This window comes from Prevotella dentasini JCM 15908, assembly GCF_000614065.1.
Taxonomy (GTDB): Bacteria; Bacteroidota; Bacteroidia; order Bacteroidales; family Bacteroidaceae; genus Prevotella; species Prevotella dentasini.
Genome location: NZ_BAKG01000006.1, coordinates 31,808 through 57,864 on the forward strand (window position 1 = coordinate 31,808; position 26,057 = coordinate 57,864).

Consider the following 26,057-nt stretch of genomic DNA (forward strand, 5'->3'; position numbering starts at 1 on the left):
TTTCGGATAGGCACAGATAGATGGAAAAAATCACCACGAGAAACAGGCGGACAGGCACGGGGCCTGTCCCTACAGGTGGATGGGGGCTGCATACTTCCAAGACCGCGAAACGAAAATGCCGTTTTCGCATGACGAAAACGGCACTTTGACCATGCGAAACGGGCTTGTTCATAATACGGGCTTGTCAACAACATGAGGCCTGCACATGATACGGGCCTGTCGGCAAAATGCGCACGTGATACGGGACTGTCGGCAAAATGCGCATGGGAAACGGGCTGACCTATTTCTTGGAAAAACCCAACGAGAGGATGCTGACTTTCACGCCCTCCGCCTTCAGAACCTCCGAACCGAGGGACACGAGGGTGGCACCTGTGGTGATGATGTCGTCGACGAGAAGGATGTGCCGGCCCACAATCAGGGAGGGACGGACAAGGCGGAACACGCCGGCAACATTCTCGTTGCGCTCCCACGGGGTCTTATGGGTCTGACTGGCGGCGAACCTCGTCCGCCTCACAGCACCGGACAAGATGGGAATATGCGTAACGGAACTGATGCCGCGGGCTATCTCCACGCTCTGGTTATATCCGCGCCGGACGACGCGCCCCCGGGTGAGCGGTACAGGCAGCAGGCCGCCGATGCCGTCGAAGAATCCAGAAGGCTGATATTCTTGGGCTACAAGCCGTCCCAAGTCTTCGCCCACTTCGGGATGGTCGAAATACTTCAGCAGATAGATGAGCCTGCCGACATCGGAATGGGGATGATAGAAAAAGAACGACGAGCACTTCTCCACGGGGATGCGCCCCCAGAAGATACGGGCAAGCTCGTTGTCACGGGCAGACTGGTGATAGCCGGTGCGGGGCAGGGCGAGGTTGCAGGCGGTGCAGAGACACTCTTCGGTCATGGCGAGCCGCCTGCCACAGACTTGGCAGGCACGGGGGGCGAGGAGGTCGAACATCCGCGACCAGAGGCTAATCGTCGGCGGCATCGTCTGCGGTAAAGTCAATGTCGCCGGTAATGCCGTTGAATCCGGCTTCGTCGATGCACCGGCGGATGAGTTCGATGGTGAAGCCGCGTCCGATGGCAAAGCGGATGAGCTTCGCGGAACGCTCGTAGTCGGTCTCTGCTTGATGGCAGGATACTTGCCGGCCAGCAGGGGGCGGAGTATTTCGAGATACTCCCGGTCGTCTACCCCGTCCAGAACGGCCTGTGCCGTCTGGCGGTCGATGTGCTTTGCCCACAGAGCCTGCTCTATCTTGCGCCGTCCCCATTTGTTGTAGCGTATCTTGTCGTGGACGAACGACCGCGCAAACCGTTCGTCGTCGACGTACTTCTGACTGACGAGACGGTCGAGAATCTTTTCCCGTTCCTCCTCCGTCAGTCCCCATCTGCGCATTTTCTCACGCATTTCGCCCGAACAGTGCTCGCCCTTTGCGCAGAGGGCAGCGAGCCTCTGCAGGGCCTGCGAAGGTGATAACTCATTATTCATAATTCAAAAAACTATAATTCAAAATCCGCAATTCAAGACCCTCTCTCTCCCTTCACAAACCTTTCCTTTCCGAAGCGGTCCTTACGGCTCCCGACATTGCGATAGCCCAAATCGGAGAGCATCTCTTTCACCTTATATATATATAGGGGGTTGGTCTCGAAATAGACAGCCCCTCCGGCTGACAGCGCGCGCACGCCATACCCGGCAATGGCGCGGTAGAAGAGCAAGGGGTCGTCGTCGGGCACGAAGAGGGCCGTGTCGGGTTCGTACTCGAGCACGTTCCGCGCCATGCCACCGGCTTCCTGACGGCAGACATAGGGCGGATTGCTGACGATGACGTCGTACTTCCGGGAGGGCGCGGAAGGGTTCAGCGCGTCCGTCAGGCGGAAATCTACCTCCGCGCCCCAGCGCATGGCATTGTCGCGGGCAATGAGCAGCGCATCGCCCGAGACGTCCCACGCCGTGAGCATGCTGTTGCGGAGGGCGAGGGCGAGCGAGACGGCAATGCAGCCGCTGCCCGTGCCCACGTCGAGCACCTGCAGCGGTGCAGGCGGAAGGAGGGCGCAGTAGGGCGCACCGTAGTCGGCGACAATCCAGCGGCAGAGGTCTTCGGTCTCGGGACGGGGAATGAGCACGCCCGGAGCCACCCGGAAGCTCCGCCCGAGGAAAACAGCCTCGCCGAGAATGTACTGCACAGGCTCGGCCTGCACGAGCCTTTGCATTATTTTTTCGAGTTCCGTTGCCTCGTCTGTGGATAATTCACTAACTTTGCCCGTATAAATATCGGCCGGCGAAAAACCGAAACGGACTTCGAGAACGGTGCGCACCAAGGCCTGTGCCTCGCCGGCATCATAGAGCGGCACGAGACGGTGCCAGAGTTGCTGAAACGACATCATAACGCAAAGGTAAGAAAATAATGAGAATGGAACAAAGGGAAACTGACGAAATATACATGCGCCGCTGTCTTCAGCTCGCAGCGAACGGACGGCAGCTGGCAAAGCCCAACCCGATGGTGGGGGCGGTCATCGTGAGCGAGGACGGAAGAATCATAGGCGAGGGCTACCACATACGCTGCGGCGAGGGGCATGCCGAGGTGAACGCGTTCGCCTCGGTCAGCGAAGAGGACGAGGCACTGCTGCCGTCGGCAACCCTCTACGTCAGCCTCGAACCATGCTCGCACCACGGCAAGACCCCTCCCTGTGCCGACCTGATAGTGCGGAAAGGCGTGCGGCGCGTGGTCTGCGGATGTATCGACCCCTTTGCCGAGGTACAGGGACGGGGCGTAAGGCGCATACGCGAAGCAGGCATAGAAGTAACCGTAGGAGTGCTGGAAAAGGAATGTCTGGAACTGAACAGGCGGTTCATTACCTACAACAGGCACCGCCGGCCCTACATCATACTGAAGTGGGCACAGACGGCCAACGGATTCATCGGCTCTGCCCTGCCCCACCCCGGAGAGGGAGAGGGACAACCGCTGCAAGTATCGACCAGATTCACGAAGATGCTGGTGCACAAGCTGCGGGCCGAGAACGATGCCATACTCGTAGGCAGGACGACCGAAGAGCAGGAGCATCCGCAGCTCAACGTCAGACTATGGGCAGGCGAGAGTCCTGTTCCCCTTATCCTCTCTGCCTCTCTGGCAGCCTCGGGGCGCATTGCCCCACACGGCAAAAAGGTGTTCCCGACCATCGGGTCGGCACTGGACTATCTGTTTGAAAACCAAAAGCAAAGCCTGATAGTGGAGGGAGGGGCGCGCACCCTGTGCTCCTTCATCGAGTGCGGCCTGTGGGACGAGATACGCGTAGAGACCTCCCCACTGACCGTAGAGGGCGGAGTGAGGGCACCCCGGCTGCCCGACAACGTGCAGGTAGCAGGAACGCAGGACTTCGGCAACAGGATAACCGTCTACCGCCGGACTTCAAAAGAGTAAGCCGAAAAGGCATGATAGCAATTTCCTGTCAGTCCGTCAGCCTTACAGGACTTATAACACACTGGTTATCTGCCGATTGCACGAATTGTTAAAACTGACAGCAAAGGACATAAAAATAAAAACAGGTATTATATAGCCTTTAGAGTACCCAATATCGAGGCAGCAATCTTTCTTCCGCTCACACAACCTGTTTCCAAAGAAACCGTGTATAAAACAATGGGGGATGTGCCATGACGGCACATCCCCCAATGGATAGGTGAAATGAAAACAATATTACTTTATTGTGATTTTCTTCTCATTGACAATGTAAACGCCCTTCGCTAATTTCTTCAGAGACTTGAGGTTCTTACCAATCAGCTTGCCATCTACCGTATAGACGGTGTAGGTCTGGCCCGCTGCTGCATTTACGTCGGTAATAGCCGTAACCACCGTTGCCTGAACAGGTGCAGACTCTCCCTCGGGGTAAACGGCGGTCAGGGCATAGGTATGTTCGCCTGCACTGCCTACACTGTCGTGGGTATAGAGCTGATTTCTGCCGACGTTCTTCACGAAGGCGTCATCACGATACAGGTTGTAGCCTACGGGGACGGCCGTACCGCGCTCAAACTCTACGTCGTCGAGCAGAAGACCCAGCTTGTCGTTCGACTTCAGGCGTATTGCAAAATACCTTGCGCCTTCCGGTATCGCTATTTCGAACTGCTTCCATCCCTTCAGTACGCCGGCATATTCCTTAACTTGCCTGAACTCGCTGACGGTCTTGCCTCCCATGGAATAGAGCACCTCGAAGGTCTCCGGGTATTCGTTGCTCAGAGAGGTAGCCCAGAACCTTACGGTCTGCATATTGCCGGAGAGTGCAGGACTGATGAGCCAGTTGTCGTTCTCGCCCTTTCCGTTGATGCTGAGCAGGCACTGCTCACCGCTGTGGGGCAGGTAGTCGGGGTCTACCGCGCTTACGTCTATGCCGATATTTGCAAGGTTATAAGTTATGAATGACTGCGGATCGCCGATATGAGGCCATTCTACGCCGTTGAAGATGGAGAAGGTAGTCAGTTTGTCTCCGTCTATCAGCGTCCAGTCTCCCATGCCCTCGATAATCCACGGCTCGTAAGCGGCAAAGTCTTCGGTAACCTTCTCTACGTTGTTGGCCGGTGCATCCCATGTCAGTTTCACGGCACCGCCGCCGAGGCTTTCCGCCTTCAGGTTCTCCGGCTTGGGCAGATTGGACTCTTCTATGCTTATTTCCTTTGAAGCAGTATTGTCGGCAGGATTCTCGTCCGTGCCGAGTATGGTTGCTTCGACGGTCATCTTGCCGGTCTTGTCGGAGGGAACGGGTATGGACAGGGCAAATTCTCTCGATTCCATAGAATTGAGACCCTCCACGATATTCTCCTGCTTGAACGGCTTGCCGTCTACCTTGATTTCAAGCTGGCAGCTGTTTACAGGCATCTTTCCGCTGTTCATGACAATGGCCTTTACCTCGGCAGGTATTCCGGCATTTGCCTTCTTAGGAGCCTTCAGCTTCACCTCGAGGTTGCTGTTGTACATGTTCTGTATCTTGATGTTGTCGATAAACAGCTCCGTACCGATTTCATTGCTCGTATATCTGAACTTGACGATAATGTAACGCTCATTGGTATATTTGCTGAACGATACCATGTCGGTACGCCATTCTTCGTTGCCCGTGAGGTTCTTGAAGTCTATGGTTCTTGCCACTTCTTCCGTGCCGTTGGCTTTCTGTACGATAATGTCGAGCTTGACATCCTTGCCCGGGACGGCCCAATAATCGTAGAGGAGCGAGAAGTTGGGATTTCCCGACTTGGAATTAATCTTTCCCGAGTTGATGGATGACCATTCTCCTGCCGCATTGGCTTTCCATGTCAGCGAGCCATTGTCGTCGTCAGAAGAGTTCTTTGACAGCTTGAATGTATTATCGGGATTGGAAGAGGAAACCCACCATGTAAGATGCTCGAAGAAATATCCCTTAACGCTCTCATTGAATGGCAGCTCATCGGGCTTTCCGACCAAGAGTCCTTCCGACACATAATATCCGCTTTCTCCGGCAGTGCCTATTGCGTTGACGGCATATTGCAGCATCTTCTGTTCTCCTTCGTCGGTATTGTACTCAATCTCGTAGCTTGTATCGCTGAGGCCTTCGGCCAACACCTCTCCTACATTATTGCTGACAATGGTTGCAACTGCATACTTCACATTGTCTGGATTGACGTATCCGCCGTTCTTTCCTTTGGTAATAGGCGACCACTCAAGGGTTACATTTGTCTGTCCGTCTATCAGTATTGCATCGGGGCCAGTGGGAATATCCTCGCCGACGAATACCGTCCTCCCTGCCTTGCGGCCCATCTCGGAATTGTAGGCAACAACGGTATAGGTGTTGTTTCCGTTCTTTTCAACAGCATTGTCTTCATAGGATAATGCCGCACCTACCGAAGGATTGCTGAAAGTCTTTATTAACTTGCCGTTACGCAGTATTTCTATCTTTGTCAGGCTGGAAAGGTTCTTGCCCTCAATGGATTTGGACGGGGCCGTAAACTCTATCTTGCTTTCATCGCCCCCTGCTCGCCTGCCGTTGCCTTCAGTCCCTGCACAGAGTCTGGTGCTGCAAAGGAGGAGCTTTTTACAATCTGCACGCTGTCTACTATCAGGTAGTATCTGTCGGCATCGCTTATTGAGTGGAAACCGAAATTGTAGTTTCCGTCGGCACCGACAGTTATGTCGTGTTCGTAAACCTTGTATTGCTCGCCTATGACATCCGTCTTGTCCAAGACTTTCTGAGTCATCGACTCAACCTTGTTCCCCTGTCCGTAATAAACTTCTATCCGTTCCATGTAGTCGGCAAGACCGGCACGTACCTTATAGGAGAGGTTATACAGGTAATTCGGCTCCAGATGGATAGAAGGAGTTATCAGCCAGTCGTTGGCACTTTGTGCTTCGTTGAACATGCAGGAAGCTGCCTCATAGGAAGGATTCCATTCCCATGTCTTCTCGTCATTGTTAACATCCAAAACGGTAAACAAAGCTATGGAGCTTGGGTCTTCAAAGTCCTCGAAGAAAGGAGCTTCAAGAGCATGGCCCACAGCCTTGTAGTTGGAGAATCCCTCCTCGCTCTCCGTCTCTTCCGTATATGCCTTCACTCCGTAAGAGTATGCCCTTACGGGTGTGTCATCAAGAATTTCAGTGAATGTGGTTCCTGTGATGTGGTCGGCTACCTTCTTATTGTCGGGATAGCGTGTAACATCGTACTTTATTGTTCCGACGTAGCATCATGCGTTGCATCAGAAGCTTCCCACTTAACAGTAGCCTTTCTGTCTTCCGTTATGTCAAGTTCAACGACAGGTGTTGTTGGAATGTCATATCCAATCCAGCTGCTTGTCTTTGCCTTTGGGCTATCTCCTGCTGCATTTGTTGTTATAACGGCGAAGTAGACCATTCCGGCAGGAGCTGTTACTTCTGCGGTTGCAACCTGTCCGGCATCCACTTTTCCAGTAGCCACTTCTGCTCCATTGGCAATAATCTTGTAGTCGATTTTTCCAGTGAGCGCATCGCCTGCAAATGTCTTATTTGGGGCTTTGAAGGAAATCTGTCCCTTGGTGGAGCCATTCTTGAACATGAGTTCAATGTCTGTAGCTACGGCAGGAGCACCCGCCTCTGCCAATGGTACAGGAATGTAAAGACAAGTAATCTCTTCATTGTCGGGGAATGAAGCAATTTGTGCAGCAGCACCCGTCTCTGTGTTTACTTCATATAGTTTGCCAGAGCCGTCAGTTTCTTGAGCTGCCCAATACATCTTTCCCGTCTTCATGTCGAAGGCTGCACTTTGGAGATATTTTGCCGGGGATACCCCTGTAGCTCCTATCAGAGTCGTCTCACCATTGGTTTTATTTACCCTAAACAAGTCGCCTGATTCAGATATGGCATATACCTCTCCCTGCTTGTTGGCAGCAAATGCGAGGTAGAGGGTCTCGGTAGATGCGAGAACCTTTACCGTCTGTGCATCGTAGTCGACTTCTGCAATATGAATATTTTCTCCGTCCTTTGTGTAGTAGCAACCGTAAGCCTTCTCGTTGACAGGGTCGTAAGTTGTGGATGAAGCAACCAGACTCATGTCGTTCTCTATGGATACAGGTTCGGCGTTCTGCTGCCATGTCTCGGTATCATAAGAATATAGAGTAACGAAATTCAGTCCGTACACGCGGTAATTGTTTACATACTTGAAGTTGCCGTCATAATATACGCCACCTCCCGTAGCAGAGGCAAAGTCTGTAGTAATGATAGGATTGAATACAGGACTTGCAGATGCCGTAAACGAATACATGCCTATCGGTGGTGTCTCCAAGGCTGCCCAGCTGTCGGCAAAGATAACATTGCCCCAGAGGGTGGTTCCATCCGGCGTCTTTGCAACGATTTTGTTAACTGCTCTATTGCTGCCAACCGTTCCGTGGGACATTTTCATGGGAATCCTGTTCTCGAAGCTGCGTCCCCGTAGAATGTTGGGGCTTGTTTTCTCCAAGCTCCTCTTGTACTTGCGAGCATCCTCCTTCGTAATCTGCTTCGCAATCAGCCTGAAAGGCACTTTTACAGGAACGCCTTTGTCTTGCGCCTGTAACCCGACAGGAAGCATGAACAGCACTGCCATGATGCTTGCCAAGGTTAAATAAATTCTCTTTCTCATGTTTTTATGATTTTTGATGAAATGATGCTGCAAAAGTAATAATTATACATTCAGTCACCAAGAATATACCGACAAAATATTCCTGTCCCGCGAAAATAATTTCAGAGTAAGTTTATAGGTGTCCGGGAATCATTTGAACGAAATATTTTCCCATGGCGGCAAATACCTTGCAGAAATCATCTGAAATAAAGAAAAAATATATAACTTTGCGTCTGACAATCATACCGACGTACACTCTACTGCCAGATATAGTCCGAAAAAGACCATACGCGACAAAGGTGTACGGAGAAATGAAAAACATAGAATATACATTATATAACTTAATCATTTCAATCATTATGAACAAAAATCTTTTACTTAAAACTTCGAGAAACATTCTCGTATCAGCCTTGGCCATGTTTGCAATGTCGTCAAGGGCACAGACAACTACAGACGTGCTTGAGTTCACGACGGAAAAAGAGGTCGGGGAGGAAATCACCTTTGCCGTAAGCACATTCGCCGATGAGGGTTCGGTAACGGTAGAAGGCGCGGAAGGCGACTGGACAAACGACAGGAGCGTTACCTACAAGCTGACTTCGAAGAACGTGAGAATAGAGGGCGAGGGCATACAGGCCTTCAAGTGCAAGGAGGAGAAGCTGACAGCCTTGGACATCTCAAAATGCCCGGAAATCAATTCGGTAGACGTTGACTACAACAAGATAGAGACCATTGACCTGACCAACAACGGGGAGCTGAAGAAACTGTCCTTCCGCGACAACAAAGTGGCAGCATTGAAATTAGACGCATGCCCGGCCCTGCAATGGCTTGCATGCTCGAACAACAAACTGGAAAGCCTTGACACATCTGCCAACCCTGAACTGGACTGGCTCAACTGCTCCGGAAACCTTCTGAAAGAAATTAATCTGGCCAATAACCAAAAGCTCACGGGACTCCTTTGCAGCAACATGAAGATAGAGACGCTTGACGTCTCCATGTGCGAGAACATGGACAGAATATTGTGCCAGAACAACCGGCTCAGCAAACTTGACGTATCAAACAACAAGAAACTGACGCGACTGCAATGCTTCGGGAACAACATCGACGAGCTGAATCTCGCAAACAACACTTTGCTTTCGTCGCTCAACTGCTCCGAAAATCAGCTTAAGACGCTTGATGTATCCGCCAATAAGTCTCTGACCAGCCTTTCATGCACCGACAACCATCTTACCTCCCTCGACCTCACGGAATGTACGGAACTTACTTTCCTGTATTGCAGCCGAAACGAGATAAGCGGTACGGAAACCGACAAGCTGATAGCCTCCTTGTATAATCTCTCGGGAGGAGAGCAGCAGGGAACGCTTGGAATCATCGACAACACCAAGGAATCCGACAAGAACGTATGTACAAAGGAACAGGTGAAGGAAGCTGTAGGCAAAGGCTGGGCCGTAAAGGAGCGCGACGGACGGACATGGGTAGACTATGCAGGAAGCGAGGCCAGCGGTATCGACGGCATCGCATCGGGCGACGCACAGATAGAGGCCATCTACGACCTGTCCGGCAGAAGGCTGTCAGAGCCAAGAAGCGGTTTGCAGGTGATGAAGATGAAAGACGGAAAGTGCGTTAAGGTCATGCGCAGATAACCATCGTCCGCATCTTCCTCATGCGGAACGGGAAACGACAATACCCCCGTACATCCTCCAGAACCCAGTTCTGTACGGATATACGGGGGTACATTGTGTTTTACGGGTAATTCACCCGACTCTGGTCCTCGCCAACCGGGCCGTTGTCCGATAGCGAAGCCTCATTGCCGGGTGAAGCCTCTAATAGATATAGCCCAATCCGGTGAACTGCTTCTGAACCATACTTAACTCCATAGCGAAAACTCCGTCGTTGCGCGACAAGGAGTATAGGTCGTCCCAACTACCCTTACGTAAAGTTAACTGGTCAAAGATCTGCCGCAACTTGTAAGAACCAGCCAATGTACCTGCGCCTGAAGGTTCTGTCTCTCCCCACGGATTGCGTATGACAACATACAGCTTGCCGTCATAGTTGATACAACCCAGAATACTATAGGCATGAGAATTGGCAATGGTTGAGATAGTAGAGTTGAAGGTCCACAATACCATCGGATAGTTGGTTGCCCAGTAGGCATCCGTTCTTTTGTGGAAGAAATTATAGAGAAATTGATAACTCTGGTTTTTCAGCCGAAAACTTGCTACATTGAAACGGCTTCCTGCAATTTCCTTCAACGATACTTCCGGCCAACCGCCGTCAATAAGTTGGATGGACTCTGCTATTTCTGCCAAATCAGACGGATATTTGCCCTTTACGCTGTAGTAATGCCATGCTGCATAGAGTTTCTCCCAGTAGGCAGCCCAGTAGTCGCCATCTTGCCAGCGATGTCCGCGTGCGTACAGTGGGAAACGGCACCTGCCCTTCAGCAGGAAGCGGTTGTCTGTCTTGGCCCATCCCGTCTTTGTACCCGGATGTTCCAGCACGGAGTTCCCATACCTCACCTTAGCCGCGGTGAAATAATGCCAGAAACTCAGCGGATGCCCGGTGTCGCTGCTTTGGTCTATATCCATCTGCAGCAGGCCGGGCCATGTCCATGCTATGGAGGTCAGTGCCGCCAAGAAGTAGCAGTCGCCTATTGCCCCCTGCACGATGCTGTTGGCCCTGTCGGGTACAAACATCGTCGGCATGCCCATCTCCTCAAGGTAGAGGTCGTTGGAAGGCGAGCTGTTTGTGTCGCCTGCTTTCAGCGACATGCCGGGCCTGAGTACCTGCTGCATGGCTTTCGAGATGTGTACAGACGATAGGGCACGTTCGCGCTTCTCGGGAATAAGGATGTCGAGCGTGAGCTTGTTTCCTTTCTTCTTCGATTTGAGAATGTTCAGATTGTCCTGCTTTACGAGCTTTTGGAGCTGCCCGGTATTCGCAATGCTCTCCATCTCCAAGCGGCTCTTTTCCTCGCGGACGGTAACTTCCTTCTGCTGACACGACAGAAGGATGGAGTCGTCGCGGTGAATGAGATCCTCATAGCTGCTTTCGAGGGTTTCCTCCATGAGTTCCTTGGCCCCGTCTTTCGTCCAGTCAATCTTCTTTTCAAGTATCAGCTCGGTGAGCGCATAGGGATTGACGATACCGACTTTCCTTTTTTCGGTCTCTTCCCTTGACTGGGTGCCCCGACGGGGAGCCATTCTTCTTGCGTCGGGTTCTTCTTGCTTGAATCCGATACTCTTCAGCATGTTCTCATGCTGCTCTACTTTCCGCTCCAGCTGTTCTGCTTGTTCAGCTGTCATCCGGGCATCTTTCTCTTTCTGGAGAAGTCTCTCGGGAATTTGAGATTCTTTTGCCATAGTTTTAGTTTTTGAAATGTGAATAAAAATTGATTTGTTTTTTGTATGCGATAGTGGTACGGTTACCTTTCCCACGTATCTTTTTTAGTAGTTAGAGTACTCCCCTTGCAGAGAAGTCCGGTCGCAGATAATAACCAAAGAAGGATGTAGAAAACATAGCGGGAAATCAGTCCCCTGTCTATATAACACCTTATCGGTTTCTTTATTGGTTAATTACCGTCATCGTTTTCTAATATGTCTAACAGCATGTAAGACAATTAGATAAATCGTTTTTGCAAAAATAGGATAATAATTTTAAAATTCCAATTGCAATAACTTTTTTTAATGAATATATGATTATTTTTTGTTTGCCTCTTTGAAACTCTACTTTTACGATGCCATACACTTTCTTGAGGCATGGCCTGACCTGACAATGCCATCGCATATACAGGTACCCGGATATTCCGACTGCCTTAAATGGCTCAATTTATGTAAAATACTGATTTATAGAAACTTGCGAAAAATATAGGAGGATATGTCTTTTCGGAATAGTCAAAGTGCCGTTTTCGCAATGCGAAAACGGCACTTTGGCGGTGCGAAACGGGCTTGTTCATTTTATCAAAAAGCCATACCCGTCCCTGCTATGGGATGGGATACGGCCTTTTGTCTTGTCGTCAGCTTGTCCGTCTCCTACAAATCGTAAGTTGAGAAAACAGCAAACCGGAGTTGGGCACACCGCAGAGCCGGTACACAAATTCTGCCTCTGGAGGAAACACGCCCTTCTTTCAAGAGGCAGAAGAGTAAAGGCGAAAGACTATTGATGGACAAATCGCCTTGTACGCGTTCCGTCAGCTCCCTGCAAGGTGATGATATACACGCCCCGAGTCCAAGCAGAGGCATCAAACATTGCATTGCCGCCTACGGGCACAGTCCTTGCCATCAGCTGTCCGGACACGTGATGAACCGTAACAGTGGCACAATCGCCGGCAATGTTTTCGACACGGACGGTGCTGCCATTGTCTTTCAGAATCCATCCATCGTGGTGCGCCACGCCCAGTCCGTCAACTACCTCCTCCTCTATCTGGAATCTGTTCCATGTAGGGGAAGCCTGATAGGCCTCTTTGCTGCCCACGGGGACTACGAGTGTACAATTAGCAAACTTCACGCCTTCAAACACATCGTCCATTCCGTAGTTCTCAACGGGAGTGGCCTTCCTGACAGTCAGCTTCTTGAGATTCTCGCATCCGCAGAACGCGCGTGCTCCGAACTCATCAAAAGCAGGCGAAAAGGTTATCTCCTCCAGATTTTTGCAATACCAGAAAGAGAAGTCGTCGAGGCTCCTTGTCTGGTCGTTCATGACGAACGTCTTGCTCTCCTTGCCATTCGGATAGGAATAGACTTGGGTGAAGTCTCTGGCATAGAGAACCCCGTCTGCCGTCGCAAACTTCTCGTTCTCTTCGCTTACGACAAATTCTTTCAATCCGAAGCAGCCCAAGAAAGGATTCTGAACCAGTTCGGGAATACCACGTCCAAAATCTACCTTCTCCAAGCCCATGCACTCGGCAAAGGCGGCATAGTCTATCGTCTTCATGCCATCGGGGAAAGTGAGGCTCTTGATGCCGTGATTGTGGAAGAACGCCTTCTCGCCGATTGTCTTGAGACCGGTTCCCAAGGTGAGGTTGCTCATGTTCTTGCAGTCGATGAAGGCTTCGTTGGCAATGTCCGTCAGGGAGTTGGGCAATGCTACATCGTGAAGATTCTCACAATTCTTGAAGGCATATATGTCAATCTTCTGCAGGCCTTCCTTGAAGACGACTGTTTCCAGCAAGTGGTCGTCCTGAAACGCGCTCTCATTGATTTCCTTCAGGGAAGCCGGCAAAACGACTTTCTTCAGATTGCTGCACGAGCCGATGCAGCCCTTGGGCAAGGAAGTGATGCCTTCGGGAATCTCCAGCTCAACCAGTCCCGTCGCACCATAGAACGTTTCCTTGTCAAGCTCCTTGAGGTTCTTCGGGAAATGGATGGTCGTCAGCATCGCGGCCTGATCAAACATGCGCATGTGCAGCTGGGTGAGGTTGTCGGGGAACGTAAGCTCACGAAGATGCGAGCAATGGGTGAACGCATAGCCGCCCAAATGCACGAGATGAGACGGAAGTTTGATGGTCTCCAAGGCGTCGCACACACCGAAAGCCGTACTGTAGATATGGGTTATCTCGTCGGGCATGACGATTTCTTTCAACGCAAAGCACTTGAAGAAAGCACCGATGCCGATTTCCCGTATATTCTTGGGCAGGACAAGAGACTCGATGCTGCAACAATTGAAGAACAGCTTGTCGGGCAACAGGGTCGGCTTATCCTTTTCCACGCTATACTCGCGGTCGGTTCCCTGATCGTCGGTGAGGATGTAATAGGTTTTGGTTGCCTCTTCGTCGGGCACGATGGTCGCTTCCGACAGGTCCATCTTTTTCAGTTGCGTAGGATAGAAGGCTCCATACTCGTCGGAACCGCAGAATCTCCGAACCCATCTCAGGTCGTAGCTGTTCAGTTCACCGCTGATTTTCATGGTGTCCACTTGGTCTTCCCATACACTTATCGGCACAAGATTTTCCAAATTTCCGGGTTTGTCAACATGTACTGTTACCGTTCTGGCGGCCGTTTCTTCTGTGTTCTCTGCTCCTTGCGCGTATGCCGTTGCCGGAATCATGCCGCCTACGGTCAAAAGACCGGCACATAAGATGTGAATGATTTCTTTTTTCATCATGTTTCCAATTGTTAAGATTAAAAGAAAGACAATAGAATGGTTCTCTTGATTCGACTGGGATTAGTGCTTGATACACACAACGCCCTTACCTCCGTCGACCGAGATGATAAAGAGTCCCGGGTGAGGTGCCTTGACAGAGGCAGAAGCCGCTGCGACCGGATATGCTGCAATCAGCTGTCCGTGTGTGGTCGTCAGGTAGAGCGTCTTGGCCGACTGGGGAATATTGTTAATCTCCCAGCCATCGGCATTTTCGTGGACTGACAGCCTGTGGGATGCTCCGTCAGGTGTTCCGATACCGTCCTGCACGCAGCCGGTTCCGTCGCCAAGGACAGACACCATCCACCCCTTGTCTGTGGCTATGTCTGTTTTGCTCACTTCTGCTGACGACGCCACGTCATTGAACAAAAGCAGTCCGCCAAGGTCATTGTAGTCGTCTTCTGCACGTTTCTTCCTCAAAGAGCGGTATAGTTCGTCCAAGGCACAGACCTCAAGTTGGGTTCTGTCTACCGATACGTAGCGCAGATTGTCTGCTGCCTTCAGTGTCAGACCCGACGTGATGGGATTGCCGCTCACTACTACGTCCAAGAGGGCCGGATGGTTTTCCAAATCGATGGTTTCTATCTCGTTGTTGCTGCAATTGATAGAGAAAAGTCCTGTCAGCTTAGAGACATCAAGCGTACTTATCTTGTTATCATTGCAATTGAGGTCTGTCAGCTTGGTCAACTCTGAAATGTTCGTCGCAGAAAAGTCGCATGCGCTGCAGTTCAGGGTTCTCAAGGACAAGGGGAAGCCGACATCACGAAGACTTGCATTGTCCGAACAGTCCAGATAGCTCATGGCAGTACATCCCTCCAACTTCAGCTCTCCCAGCAAATTGGAATAACAGACCAGTGTTTCCAGCTTCTTCATACCACTCACGTCAAGTTTCGTGAGCTGATTGTTGTTACAAGTCAGCGATACAAGTTCGGGAGCGTCCTTCACATTCAGTTCGGAGAGGCTGTTGCCTCCGCATGACAGGTCTCTCAGCTGTGTCATTCCAGAAAGGTCGAGTGAGGAAAGACCAAAATTATTGTCCGTAACAAGCACTTTCAAACGCTTGGTCTGAGAGAGGTCAAGGGTGTTCAATCCGGCCATCGGCACCATCAGGGTGTCAATCTTGTTGTTCTCCGGCAACACAAACTCCTTCAAGGGCTTTCCCAATCCTGCACTGACATAGGTCAGCTCCCTACAGTTAGACAGATTGAACTTCTCTACCAAAGTCTGAACAGCATCCAGACGCTTAAGCTTTGGACATTCTGCAAGGTTCAGCTCTTTCAGAGCAAAGTTGGAATTGCAGACCAGTGTCTCCAGTTCGGGGTGCTGTGTCAGCTTTAAGGAAGACAAATGGTTGTTTGTTGCTATAACCGTATTAATCTGATGGTTGGCAGATAAATCCAAGGCTTCCAAAGGAGTATCCTGAATGTAGACCATCTGCAATTTGGGATTATGGGAGAGATCTATCTGGGTAACATAATTCTTGCGTGAAATCAGGTAGACCAACGAAGGCATCTGTGTAACGTCCAAGGCTGTAAGCTGATTGCCGGAACACTCCAGCACAGTAAGATTTCCATAAATGGTAAGGTCTTGGCTTACGAGTTTCCCACTGACGCGTGTGGCTGAAACATGGAGTTGTCCGGAAGTTACGGTACCTTCTCCCCAATCCAGCGAATACTCGCCTTCTTCCGTTCCCATAATCAGGAGTTCATAATCTGTTCCCACACCACCGGCGAAGTGCATCTTGACACACGGGCTATTCTCTTCTGTCCCTGCCATGACTTGACATGGAACACCTGCGATTAAAACCGTAAGAAATGCCCATAAAATACTTAAAGTTCTGTTCATAATGATGTTTGTCTTTTATTTTTAGTATGAGATTCTTTCAATGCAAATTTAATATATTTTCGGAATAAAACATAATTTGTTCCAACTTTAATTTTCGTATGCGTTGCATTGAGGAAATTTCATAAACCTTTTTAATTCAACGTATTACAGGTATTTTTACATTATTCCTTGATGCTTGCCATACCAGAAATGCAACAAAGAAAAGCTCTTAATTACAAATCAAATTGCTCTTTTTTCTTTCTTTTCTCTTGAAAAAGTCGTATTTTTGTAACAAAAATAAGCACACACTATCGTGAAAAAGTTATATTTACTATTATTGCTGATTATTATCATTATGACGGGAGCCTGCAGTTCCGGGGCAAACTCCAATGGTGAACTGAAGAGAATCGACTCGCTCATCAATCGGGATTCCCTGACTTTTGCATATAGGGAAATAGAGAAAGTCCAAGCGAAAAACTTACGGGACACCCGGGATTCGGCCTACTACTTCCTGTTGAAGACAAAAGTGATGTATGAGCTTTACATGCCGATTGGCTCAACCAAAATAATTGATTACAGCATTGAATTTTACAACCATCACCATGACAGCGAGGAAAAGCTGGCGGAAGCACTCTATCACAAGGCCTCTATCCTGCACGAACTCGGAAATGTCAAGGAAGCCGTTGTCTGCCTGAAGAGTGCGGAATATCTCGTAGAGAAAACAGACAACATAAACCTGAAACATAAGATTTACAAGAACTTCGTCATCCTGAACGAAGAAGCCGATGAGCACAAAATCGCACTTGAATATGCGAAGAAAAACCTGCGGATATCGCTTTCAGTGCAAAAACCGTTTTGGATAGCACATGCCTATAACGACTTGATAGTGTCCTACAACGAACTGGGGCAACCGGACAGTGCCAGACTATATCTGCAAAAGAGCATAGACCTTCTTCCCCATATTCCAAGAAAAGAACGGATATATATACTAAACAATATCGGGGCACACCTGATTCCTACCAACCCCAAGAAAGCCGAAGAATATTTCCTACAAGTGCTTGAGATTGAACCCCTCGAAGCAGCGAAAATCAACTTGGCGTATCTCTATGCACTCAAAGGCAACGTCGAACAGGCAGAAGACATTTGGAAGAAAGCACTCAATACCAATGACTTTCACGTCAGAAACGAGGTTCTCCACTCGCTGTTCCACAGCCAACTAACCAACAGGAAATATCAAGAAGCCACCCAAACGGCAAAAGAACTCGTAGAATTGACCGACAGCCTGTCGAAAGCGCACGATGAGAACAACATTATTGATATCCAGCAGGAGTTTGACAAGATGAAAGCCACGCAAGACTACGAGCAGAGAATCGGAATCAGTCTTTTCGTCATCGTCCTTCTGTCTCTACTTTTTATCATCGTCCTCTTGTATTCGCGCTATAAGACATCCAAGGCACAGGGGGTTCTTGCCAAAGACCAAATGCTCATCCGAGGCTATGAGAGCCAAATCTCAGAGCTGAAACAGCAGAAACAGGGAAAGGAAAAAGAAATAGAGACTCTGACAAGGAAACGAGAGCAGCTGATAGACAAGCACAGAGACATTCTCAGTGAAGGGCACAAGCTCTACACTGACATCTTGGAATCGAACGAGACCACCATCATGTGGAAGAGAAAGGACTTTGAATGTTTCATAGAATACTATCGGTTGGTCAATGCGGAATTTGTTGACCATTTGGAACAAGCCTACAAAGGACTTTCACCCAAATATAAATTCCTGCTCATATTGGAACACTTAGACAAAGACAGAAAGGAAATCATGCGAATCATGGCTTTTGCGGAAGGCTCTCTCAGGTCTGCCAAAAGCCGAATCAACAAACACAGCATTGAAAGCGAAATGTCATGACAACCGACCTCTGAATCCGCCGCCGTATCAATTTCTTTTCAAAGAATTATTGTCTTATACCGAAGATATAATATCAGGCGAATACACGAGTCCGGGATAAGCAAACAATGAGAAAGCAGACGAGGGAACAGGCAGAGTTGGCTGTTCATATTTGTTCAACACATTCCTGTAGACTATTCAGTATTCCACCATATTGCCCCACGCTTCTTCTATCTCCTTATCAAGCCTCGGTATGGTTCGCGGAATGGTGAACGTCCATACGTGGTTCTTCTCTTTCCTGATATCCTTGAGTTCCGATTCGGTAATGGTCATTTGGTCGGTTATGAAAAATTCCGACCACACGTCAATACGGTTGTCATCGTCATCCCCCTTGTAATGGGCGAAGAACGTTTGCTGCTTGCGCGTGGCCAACAGGTCGGCAAGTGTATAGGACTCTTTCTCTCCGTTGTAAGTTTCTGTCTCGTCGTACAGGGTCATCCGTGCTACGATGCCGTAGATTTTCAGTTGGCTCATGTCTATTTCGTGATTCGGCTGTCCCACGAGGTTGTCTATCTCAATGGTCGTTGTCGGAAAGAGAATACCTCCTTGCCGGCGCGTTCCGTGTGTTATTTTGCCGCATCTGTCTGCCCATCGGTAGACATCTCCGTTATTTCTGACCGAATACACCTCGCTTCTGATACTTTCAATAAGCGTTACCTGTTCCAGATTCGGAAGATTCATTCTCACGAAAGTGTCGTCTCCATTGGCCTGTGGGGCTTTCCTGCGACGTTCTCCAAGGAATTTCCTTTCTACGAAAATATCTCCTTTATCAGTAGTGGAGGATGAATCGGGAACGGGGATATATACTTCCATCATTCCGTCTACGAAATAGGCGAGCATGGAGTTGGTAGACTGATAGACACGGTAGTAGCCTTTCAGGCGTATGTATTCCTTTTCCCGAGACTGCAAAGATAGCGCGAGGAAGAACAAAAGGAGAAAAGAGAGGGTGCGACTCATAGATACTGCATTAATATCCCCCACACGGCAACAATATGGCAGACACTGCCGGCAAGGACAAAGAAATGGAAGACGGTGTGCATGTATTTCCGCTTGTTGAGCGAATAGAACAGTGCACCCGTAATATACATGATACCTTCAGCGATAATCCATAGGATGGCGGAAGTATTGAGAACGTCAAGCAAAGGCTTAAAGGCAACCAGTACAGACAAGCCCATCCCGATAAAGGCGAGGGTTTCCAGATTGCTGTGGTCTTTGAGCCTATGGAAGGATGATACCGTTCCGGCTACCGTGCAGAGCCATACGAAGGCGAAAAGTCCCCATCCCCATAATCCTTCATTTCGGAGAGCAATGAGCGTAATGGGGGAATAGGAACCTGCAATGTGCCAGTAAATCGCAGCATGATCCCACTTCCGCAGCCGCTCCTTCCATACCGACCGTGCCGAGAGTGCATGATAGACGGTGGAAGTAATGTAACTGAACAACATACCAACGAGATAGAGTATCACACCTGCCGTCGCCCATCCGTTGCGGACTTTGAAGCACCACACGAGGAAGACCGTCCCGAAAACCACACCCAAGGCAATGCCTCCGCTGTGGCTCCACGAGTTCCAAAGCTCTTCCTTGTGTGAAAAAAATATCTTTCGCTTCATCGTCCTGTTATTCGTCTTTCTTGGAGCGGCTTGCCTCGTCCCCATATCTGTGACAACCTGTGTTTTATAACGGACAAACGGGGCGTTTTTACCCCTGCAAACGGAGTATTCCGAGCCTCCATTGGGGAGAAACTATTACTTCCTCCTGCGTCGTTTGCTCTTCTTGTCAGTTTCAGGGGCAGGGCGGTAGGCGCGCTCCTTGTTGTCGTCAAGGGTAAAGTCAAGCTGCTTCCTTTCAAGATTGGCCCGTGCCACCTTTATTCTTATAGGGTCTCCCAGCTGGTACTTATAGTGATGCCGGCGTCCTATGAGACAGTAGTTCTTCTCATCGAAATCGTAATAGTCGTCGTCAAGGTCGCGCATCGGTATCATTCCTTCGCAGTGGTTCTCGTCAATCTCAGCATAGATACCGTAGCTCTGAATCCCAGAGATATGTGCGTCATAGCTTTCCCCGATGTGTTCGCCCATGAACTCGACCATCTTGTATTTGATAGAGTCGCGTTCTGCATTCTGAGCCACCTGCTCCATATCCGAGCAATGCTCGCAAAGTTCCTCGTAATGGTCTTTGTTGGCAGAGCGTCCGCTCCCTGATAGCGCGTGATAAGCCGGTGAACCATTGTGTCGGGGTAACGCCGGATAGGAGAAGTGAAGTGCGTATAGTAGTCGAAAGCCAGTCCGAAGTGTCCGATGTTGTGTATCGTATATTTCGCCTTCATCATTGAGCGGAGGGCTATCGTCTGGATGACTTTCTCCTCGCGCTTTCCCTGTACCTCGTCCATGAGGCGTTAATGGCCCGGGCAGCCGCTCCCTTCGTACTGGACGATTTCAGCTTGTAGCCGAACTTGGCAGAGAACTGCCTCAGGTTCTCGAATTTCTGTGGGTCGGGGTTGTCGTGTACACGATAGGGAAGGGTCTTGGGGTTCTTGCCCTTGGCAACTTTTCCAATGCTCTCTGCCACATGGCGATTGGCAAGAAGCATGAACTCCTCTATCAGCTTGTTGGCATCTTTCGACCGTTTGAAGTAGCAGCGTGTCGGCTTACCCTTGTCATCGACGTCAAAATGCAATTCTTCGGAGTCGAATTTTACGCTTCCATTCTTGAAACGCTTCTTGCGGAGCAATTTGGCGAGACGGTCGAGGGTGATGATTTCCTCGGCAAACTCACCCTTATATCCCTCCTTGCCGGGCAGCGGTGCAGGCTCTTCCGTTCCATCCACTACACCATTGTCTTCCAAAATCTGCTGCGCCTCCTCGTAGCATAACGCCGGTTACTCTTGATGACAGTATGAACAATACGGTAAGACTTGATTTCAGCATTGTCGTCAAGGTCGAAGATAACGCTGAAGGCAAGTTTCTCCTCATTCGGACGAAGCGAGCACACGAAGTTGCAGAGCCGCTCAGGCAGCATCGGGATGGTACGGTCAACCAAATAGATAGACGTGGCACGCTGCTGTGCCTCTTTGTCGATGACGTCGCCCTCCTTCACATAATGCGATACATCGGCAATATGCACGCCCACCTGCCATAGTTTATTATCCAATCGTCGGATGGAAAGTGCATCGTCGAAGTCCTTTGCATCCTTCGGGTCAATGGTACAGGTCCATACGTCGCGGAAGTCCTCACGCTCGGCAAGGTCTTTCGCTGTAATCTCTCCGCTGATTTTGTTGGCAGCCTCCTCCACTTTCTTCGGATACCTGTAGGGCAGTCCGTACTGGGCAAGAATGGTATTCATCTCTACATCGTTATCTCCTGCCTGCCCGAGTACGTCAACGACTTCTCCTACAAGATTCTTGTGGTCGGCATCGGGCCACTTCGTTATCTTCACCAAGGCACGGTCGTCGGTATGTCCGCCCTTCAGCTTCTTCTTGGGGATGAGAATGTCGTGCACAAAAAGGTTTTCCTGCGTAATAAGGAAAGCAATATCTTTCTCAACCTTCAGGCGTCCGACGAACGTATCCTTCTTTCTTTGCAGGATTTCTATGACCATCGCCTCCTTGATATGCTTTTCGCGACGGGCCATGAACTGTACCCTGACGCGGTCGCCGTTAAGGGCTGACATTGAATTGCGCTCCGATACAAAGACGGGGGTACCGCCATCTTCGGGCAGGAAAGTATTCTTGCCATTTGACTTGCGCATGAACGTACCTTCCTGAACCTGTCCCTTGGTATTCAAAGTATAAGCGTTCTCACCCACCTTTGACAGGAAGTCGTCCCATGCCATCTCTTCCATTATATCAATGGCAAGCATCTTCAGTGGATGAGTGGTCAGCTTGAGGGAGTGGAATATCTGTTTGAAACTGAAAGTCGCGTCTGGCTGCGACTGGAAAAAGCCGGTCAATTTCTCGGCGAGCTGTTTTTTATTAAGTCGTTTGCCGCCTCTCTTTTCTTTTCCCATATAATATTGTCTTTTGATATTTTTGACAAAGTAACGAAAAAGTTTGTATCTTTGCAAACGTTTCATGCTAAATTTTCTAATGAAGAAGATATTAATAACAGGTGCTACTGGCTTCATCGGCTCATTTATCGTTGAGGAAGCTCTCCGACAAGGGATGGAGACATGGGCCGCCATACGCTCCACTTCGTCCCGAAAGTACCTGCAAGACCCACGCATACACTTCATAGAACTGGACTTCTCGTCGGAACATCAACTCTGCGAAGCCCTTGCTGAGCACCACTTCGACTACGTTGTCCATGCAGCCGGAGTTACGAAGTGCCTGAACAGGGAAGACTTCTTCCGTGTCAACACTGACAGCACACGACATCTCGCTGATGCTCTAACGGCTACAGGGCAGCCCTTACAACGTTTTGTCTACCTTTCGAGCCTCAGCATCTTCGGAGCCATCCGCGAAAGTAAGCCCTACAGAGAAATAGAACCGACCGATACGCCACGCCCGAACACCGCATACGGAAAGAGCAAGCTAAAGGCGGAAGAATACCTCTCCCAGTTACTCTCCGCCCGTGAGGGATTGGGAAAAGGATTTCCCTACGTCATCCTCCGCCCCACAGGCGTATATGGCCCGAGGGAGAAAGACTACTTCCTGATGGCAAAATCGATTAAGGGACATTCCGACTTTGCGGTAGGGTTCAAGCGTCAGGATATTACCTTCGTCTACGTAAAGGACGTCGTACAGGCAGTTTTCCTCGCCCTTGACCATGGAAAGGACGGCAGTGCCTACTTTCTCTCGGACGGACAGGTCTACCAAAGCAGCACTTTCAGCGACCTGATACACGAGGAACTAGGCAAGCCGTGGTGGATTCGCATTACTGCCCCAATATGGCTACTGCGTATCGTTACTGCTTTCGGGGACATAATCGGGCATCTCACCGGACGCATCTCGGCTCTGAACAACGACAAATATCAGATACTCAAACAGCGGAACTGGCGGTGCAACATCCAGCCCGCACGCGACGAACTCGGCTACAAACCCCGGTACGACCTGCGGAGAGGCGTGAAGGAAACGATAAAGTGGTATCGGGATGAGGGATGGCTGTGAGCCTAAGAAATTAAAGGAGTTAGAAAAGCAACAACAACGACAATATGCAAAAATTTATAAGGAATCTTTTCCAACTCGAAAAGAAACCCCTTAAAGGGCTGATGTCCGTAGAGTGGATAATGCTGGGCTATATGCTCCTGACATTGCTGCTCATTCTCTTCCTCTATACGAAGATGGACAATCCACAGGCAATGATTTTCGGACGACTGCGGATTATAGCCATGACGGCAGCCTTGTGGATAGTCTACCGCATTGTACCGTGCCGGCTAACGAGACTCGTGCGTATCGCTGCACAGATGGGGCTTCTGGCATGGTGGTATCCCGATACCTACGAAATCAACCGGGTGCTGCCGAATCTCGACCATCTCTTTGCCGAGTGGGAACAAAGCCTTTTCGGCTGCCAGCCTGCCCTTCTCTTCCATCAGGAGTTGCCCGATGCATTGTTCAGCGAGCTGTTCGACATGGGCTATGCAGCCTACTATCCGATGATAGCCCTCACGGTGCTTTATTATTTCGGATGGCATTACCGCGAGTTCGAGCGTGCCTCCTTCATTGTCATGGCATCGTTTTTCATCTATTACGTCATCTTCATCTTCGTACCTGTCGTAGGCCCGACGTTCTACTACCATGCCGTGGGACTGAAACAGATTGCCGCAGGAGTATTCCCCAACCTGCACGACTATTTCAACAGCCATCAGGCGTGCCTGCCCAGTCCCGGATATAGCGACGGGCTGTTCTACCATCTTGTGGAGGATGCCAAGCTGCCGGAGAGCGTCCAACAGCTGCTTTCCCGAGTTCGCACGTCGGCATATCTACCGTGTGCATGCTGCTCGTCCGGCACGCCCGCAACTACAAGCTGCTCTCAGTGATGACACCTTTCTACCTGCTGCTCTGCTGTGCGACGGTCTATATTCAGGCACACTATCTCGTTGACGCCTTGGCAGGGCTCGTTACCGCTACGGCTTTCTATTTCGCTCTTCTATATGCCTCGCGCGGCATGGTGCGCAAGGAAAGATAGCCGGACCGTGCTACGGCAGAAGACGGCCGCAACCCTCATGCTCCAACAGCCATGCCTTCCTGCCGATACCGCCGGCATATCCCGTCAGACTGCCATTACTGCCTACAACGCGGTGGCAGGGAACAATAAGGCTGATCGGATTGTGCCCCACCGCGCTTCCTACGGCCTGAGCAGCCATGCCTGAAGTACCGCGCAGAGCTGCCACCCGACGGGCAATGTCCTTATAGCTGACGGTAGTGCCGTAGGGAATGGAGAGCAGAAGATTCCATACCATGCGCTGAAAGCCGGTACCGACAAGACGGAGAGGGGGAAGGAAACCGGGACGCTGCCCCGAGAAATAGAGGTCGAGCCACCCGACAGCGGCATCGAAGACCGGCAGGGGGGCAACCGACGGGCTGGGAGCGAGACCTGCACCGAAGTATTTCTGTCCATCGAACCACAGGCCGGAAAGAGCCGTCCCGTCGCTGGCCATCGTCATAGGCCCAAGGGGCGATGCGTAGTGGTGGATATGCTGCATGCTTGAAGTCTTTTACGATTGCGGAGAACAGGACAGCAGAATGGGGCAGAGAGTTTTCGGCCGTTGTCCGTTCCGCCGTCTGCAAATATACACCTTTTGACGGAGATGGCACAGACACGGTGCTTTTTTTAACAGAATAATCATAGAGATTAATCATAACCCAATACAATACGATGGCATCCAATAAGGCTAAGGCCGACCGACGGGCCACGATACTGACGATAACAGGCTCGGACAGTACCGGCGGTTCGGGAATACAGGCAGACATCAAGACGATAACCGCACTGGGGGCGTATGCAGCTTCGGCCATCACCTCCGTAACGGCACAGGACACGGGCGACATACGCGACTTCCACGACCTTCCGGCGACAGTAATCGAGCAGCAGGTGCAACCGGTGATGGACGACCTCCCCCCCGATGCAGTAAAGGTGGGCCTGCTGCGCTCCGTCGGGCAGGTGGAGGCGGTAGAACGGCTGTTGCGGCAGTACGAGCCACGGCATGTCGTACTCGACGTAGTCCCCGTCAGCAGCCATGGCAACGTTCTGATGCCGCCCGAGGTGATACGCGCGGTAACGGACAGGCTTTTCCCGCTGAGCTCGCTCATCACGCTTAAGCTCCGAAGCGCGCTCCACCTGTTGGGAAAATCGACCGACGTGCGGAGCAACGAGGGACTGGAGCGCGTGGCACGACGCCTGCTGGATAAGGGCGGACAAGCCGTAGTGGTACAGGGCGGCAACATTGTCAAGGACGCGCTGACCGACGTCCTCGTAGCGGCAGAGCCTTGCCGTACGCGCTTTTTCATCCGTCCGGGATTCATAGACCGAAACACCCATGGTGCCGGAGGTGCGTTCTCGGCAGCTACGGCCGTATTCCTCGCACGGGGAAAGGACATGGAAGAAGCCGTAGGAGGAGCACTCGACTATCTGAGCCAGCTCATCCTGCGCTCCGTCGACTCCGGCCTCGGCGGACAGCAACGCCTGCTCGACCATGGCGGCAGCCTCTCCCAGCCGGCAGTCTCCACGCACGTGCTGGAGCTTTACAACCACCTGATGAACGCCATTGCCTGCCATCACCGACAAACTTCGGACGTAGGGTTCTATGCCGACCTGCTCAACATCACTCCGCGCTACCTTGCACAGATAACAAGGCGCATTGCCGGACGGACACCCAAACAGCTCATAGACGGATATATCATCAAGGAAGTGGAGGTGCAGCTCTGCGGCACGTCAAGGAACATACAGGAAATAGCCTTCCACTTCGGCTTTTCGTCGCAGGCGCAGTTCAATAAGTTCTTCCGGAAAATGCGCGGATGCACCCCCACGGCCTTCCGCAGACAGCATCTGTAGCCCCTGAATCTACCCCGCCCGATGCTATGTTGCCATAGCCAGACTTGTCGGAAAAAACTTACTTATTACCTTATTTTTACAGCAAAATAC

16 protein-coding genes and 3 pseudogenes are annotated in these 26,057 nt (G+C 50.6%); 6 read left to right on the plus strand and 13 right to left on the minus strand.

Going from position 1 to position 26,057, the window contains the following annotated elements; all coding sequences use genetic code 11:
* Nucleotides 1-280 precede the first annotated feature (280 nt).
* The 3 genes and pseudogenes from JCM15908_RS04240 to prmC all read right to left on the minus strand — a co-directional run bounded on the left by JCM15908_RS04240 (nucleotide 281) and on the right by prmC (nucleotide 2,379).
* Nucleotides 281-985 carry a ComF family protein gene (locus JCM15908_RS04240; protein ID WP_025002397.1) on the minus strand — a complete coding sequence of 235 codons (705 nt, stop codon included), beginning with the start codon at nucleotides 983-985 and terminating at the stop codon, nucleotides 281-283.
* Nucleotides 969-1,486, minus strand: a pseudogene (locus JCM15908_RS14330) (regulatory protein RecX). The gene JCM15908_RS04240 and the pseudogene JCM15908_RS14330 overlap by 17 nt, the downstream one beginning before the upstream one ends.
* 32 nt (nucleotides 1,487-1,518) lie before the next feature.
* Complete coding sequence (gene prmC, locus JCM15908_RS04245; protein ID WP_025002398.1) at nucleotides 1,519-2,379, minus strand: peptide chain release factor N(5)-glutamine methyltransferase; 861 nt, start codon at nucleotides 2,377-2,379, stop codon at nucleotides 1,519-1,521.
* A 29-nt stretch (nucleotides 2,380-2,408) separates the two neighbouring features.
* Here prmC and ribD point away from each other — a divergent pair, with 29 nt between their 5' ends.
* A complete protein-coding gene (ribD, locus tag JCM15908_RS04250; RefSeq protein WP_084607820.1) occupies nucleotides 2,409-3,416 on the plus strand; it encodes a bifunctional diaminohydroxyphosphoribosylaminopyrimidine deaminase/5-amino-6-(5-phosphoribosylamino)uracil reductase RibD in 1,008 nt (335 codons plus the stop codon).
* Between the two features lie 273 nt (nucleotides 3,417-3,689).
* On the opposite strand, the gene JCM15908_RS04255 is transcribed toward ribD, so the two are convergent.
* The 3 genes from JCM15908_RS04255 to JCM15908_RS04265 form a co-directional block, all read right to left on the minus strand.
* A complete protein-coding gene (locus tag JCM15908_RS04255) occupies nucleotides 3,690-5,774 on the minus strand; it encodes a choice-of-anchor J domain-containing protein (RefSeq protein WP_025002400.1) in 2,085 nt (694 codons plus the stop codon).
* A 191-nt stretch (nucleotides 5,775-5,965) separates the two neighbouring features.
* A complete protein-coding gene (locus tag JCM15908_RS04260; protein ID WP_025002401.1) occupies nucleotides 5,966-6,565 on the minus strand; it encodes a choice-of-anchor J domain-containing protein in 600 nt (199 codons plus the stop codon).
* A gap of 110 nt (nucleotides 6,566-6,675) precedes the next feature.
* Nucleotides 6,676-8,103 carry a lactonase family protein gene (locus JCM15908_RS04265; RefSeq protein WP_025002402.1) on the minus strand — a complete coding sequence of 476 codons (1,428 nt, stop codon included), beginning with the start codon at nucleotides 8,101-8,103 and terminating at the stop codon, nucleotides 6,676-6,678.
* Between the two features lie 338 nt (nucleotides 8,104-8,441).
* Between JCM15908_RS04265 and JCM15908_RS14055 the strand changes: the two genes are divergently transcribed.
* Entirely contained in the window at nucleotides 8,442-9,722 is a 1,281-nt protein-coding gene (locus JCM15908_RS14055; RefSeq protein ID WP_148295511.1) for a leucine-rich repeat domain-containing protein, read from the plus strand.
* Nucleotides 9,723-9,902: 180 nt separating this feature from the next.
* On the opposite strand, the gene JCM15908_RS04280 is transcribed toward JCM15908_RS14055, so the two are convergent.
* The 3 genes from JCM15908_RS04280 to JCM15908_RS04290 form a co-directional block, all read right to left on the minus strand.
* The gene (locus tag JCM15908_RS04280) at nucleotides 9,903-11,441 is read right to left on the minus strand and encodes a calpain family cysteine peptidase (RefSeq protein WP_025002405.1); all 1,539 of its coding nucleotides are present in this window, start codon (nucleotides 11,439-11,441) and stop codon (nucleotides 9,903-9,905) included.
* Between the two features lie 793 nt (nucleotides 11,442-12,234).
* Complete coding sequence (locus JCM15908_RS12235) at nucleotides 12,235-14,181, minus strand: leucine-rich repeat domain-containing protein (protein WP_025002406.1); 1,947 nt, start codon at nucleotides 14,179-14,181, stop codon at nucleotides 12,235-12,237.
* 60 nt (nucleotides 14,182-14,241) lie between these two features.
* Nucleotides 14,242-15,993 carry a leucine-rich repeat domain-containing protein gene (locus tag JCM15908_RS04290; RefSeq protein WP_025002407.1) on the minus strand — a complete coding sequence of 584 codons (1,752 nt, stop codon included), beginning with the start codon at nucleotides 15,991-15,993 and terminating at the stop codon, nucleotides 14,242-14,244.
* 361 nt (nucleotides 15,994-16,354) lie between these two features.
* On the opposite strand from JCM15908_RS04290, the gene JCM15908_RS04295 reads away from it, so the two are divergent.
* On the plus strand, nucleotides 16,355-17,944 hold the full coding sequence (locus JCM15908_RS04295; RefSeq protein WP_036892748.1) for a tetratricopeptide repeat protein: 1,590 nt from the start codon (nucleotides 16,355-16,357) through the stop codon (nucleotides 17,942-17,944).
* Between the two features lie 177 nt (nucleotides 17,945-18,121).
* Here the strand turns inward: JCM15908_RS04295 and JCM15908_RS04300 are convergent, their stop codons facing one another.
* The 3 genes and pseudogenes from JCM15908_RS04300 to rnr all read right to left on the minus strand — a co-directional run bounded on the left by JCM15908_RS04300 (nucleotide 18,122) and on the right by rnr (nucleotide 21,987).
* Nucleotides 18,122-18,940, minus strand: a complete 819-nt coding sequence (locus tag JCM15908_RS04300; protein WP_025002409.1) for a hypothetical protein — start codon at nucleotides 18,938-18,940, stop codon at nucleotides 18,122-18,124.
* The gene (trhA, locus tag JCM15908_RS04305; protein WP_025002410.1) at nucleotides 18,937-19,593 is read right to left on the minus strand and encodes a PAQR family membrane homeostasis protein TrhA; all 657 of its coding nucleotides are present in this window, start codon (nucleotides 19,591-19,593) and stop codon (nucleotides 18,937-18,939) included. Before trhA ends, JCM15908_RS04300 begins: the two co-directional genes overlap by 4 nt.
* Before the next feature lie 135 nt (nucleotides 19,594-19,728).
* Nucleotides 19,729-21,987: pseudogene (gene rnr / locus JCM15908_RS12240) on the minus strand (ribonuclease R).
* 79 nt (nucleotides 21,988-22,066) lie between these two features.
* Here rnr and JCM15908_RS04315 point away from each other — a divergent pair.
* Nucleotides 22,067-23,086, plus strand: a complete 1,020-nt coding sequence (locus tag JCM15908_RS04315; RefSeq protein WP_025002411.1) for an NAD-dependent epimerase/dehydratase family protein — start codon at nucleotides 22,067-22,069, stop codon at nucleotides 23,084-23,086.
* Nucleotides 23,087-23,130: 44 nt separating this feature from the next.
* A pseudogene (locus JCM15908_RS12245) lies at nucleotides 23,131-24,104 on the plus strand (phosphatase PAP2 family protein).
* A gap of 10 nt (nucleotides 24,105-24,114) precedes the next feature.
* On the opposite strand, the gene JCM15908_RS12250 reads toward JCM15908_RS12245, so the two are convergent.
* Nucleotides 24,115-24,621 carry a methylated-DNA--[protein]-cysteine S-methyltransferase gene (locus JCM15908_RS12250; protein WP_036892749.1) on the minus strand — a complete coding sequence of 169 codons (507 nt, stop codon included), beginning with the start codon at nucleotides 24,619-24,621 and terminating at the stop codon, nucleotides 24,115-24,117.
* Nucleotides 24,622-24,794: 173 nt separating this feature from the next.
* On the opposite strand from JCM15908_RS12250, the gene thiD reads away from it, so the two are divergent.
* Nucleotides 24,795-25,967, plus strand: a complete 1,173-nt coding sequence (gene thiD / locus JCM15908_RS04330; RefSeq protein ID WP_025002412.1) for a bifunctional hydroxymethylpyrimidine kinase/phosphomethylpyrimidine kinase — start codon at nucleotides 24,795-24,797, stop codon at nucleotides 25,965-25,967.
* The last annotated feature ends 90 nt before the right edge of the window (nucleotides 25,968-26,057 follow it).

Excerpts from the sequence above, each read along its gene's own strand:
- JCM15908_RS04240 (WP_025002397.1), bottom strand. The coding sequence starts at position 985 with ATGCCGCCGACGATTAGCCTCTGGTCGCGGATGTTCGACCTCCTCGCC.
- prmC (WP_025002398.1), bottom strand. The coding sequence starts at position 2,379 with ATGTCGTTTCAGCAACTCTGGCACCGTCTCGTGCCGCTCTATGATGCC.
- ribD (WP_084607820.1), top strand. The coding sequence starts at position 2,409 with ATGGAACAAAGGGAAACTGACGAAATATACATGCGCCGCTGTCTTCAG.
- JCM15908_RS04255 (WP_025002400.1), bottom strand. The coding sequence starts at position 5,774 with ATGGGCCGCAAGGCAGGGAGGACGGTATTCGTCGGCGAGGATATTCCC.
- JCM15908_RS04265 (WP_025002402.1), bottom strand. The coding sequence starts at position 8,103 with ATGAGAAAGAGAATTTATTTAACCTTGGCAAGCATCATGGCAGTGCTG.
- JCM15908_RS14055 (WP_148295511.1), top strand. The coding sequence starts at position 8,442 with ATGAACAAAAATCTTTTACTTAAAACTTCGAGAAACATTCTCGTATCA.
- JCM15908_RS04280 (WP_025002405.1), bottom strand. The coding sequence starts at position 11,441 with ATGGCAAAAGAATCTCAAATTCCCGAGAGACTTCTCCAGAAAGAGAAA.
- JCM15908_RS12235 (WP_025002406.1), bottom strand. The coding sequence starts at position 14,181 with ATGATGAAAAAAGAAATCATTCACATCTTATGTGCCGGTCTTTTGACC.
- JCM15908_RS04290 (WP_025002407.1), bottom strand. The coding sequence starts at position 15,993 with ATGGCAGGGACAGAAGAGAATAGCCCGTGTGTCAAGATGCACTTCGCC.
- JCM15908_RS04300 (WP_025002409.1), bottom strand. The coding sequence starts at position 18,940 with ATGAGTCGCACCCTCTCTTTTCTCCTTTTGTTCTTCCTCGCGCTATCT.
- trhA (WP_025002410.1), bottom strand. The coding sequence starts at position 19,593 with ATGAAGCGAAAGATATTTTTTTCACACAAGGAAGAGCTTTGGAACTCG.
- JCM15908_RS04315 (WP_025002411.1), top strand. The coding sequence starts at position 22,067 with ATGAAGAAGATATTAATAACAGGTGCTACTGGCTTCATCGGCTCATTT.
- JCM15908_RS12250 (WP_036892749.1), bottom strand. The coding sequence starts at position 24,621 with ATGCAGCATATCCACCACTACGCATCGCCCCTTGGGCCTATGACGATG.
- thiD (WP_025002412.1), top strand. The coding sequence starts at position 24,795 with ATGGCATCCAATAAGGCTAAGGCCGACCGACGGGCCACGATACTGACG.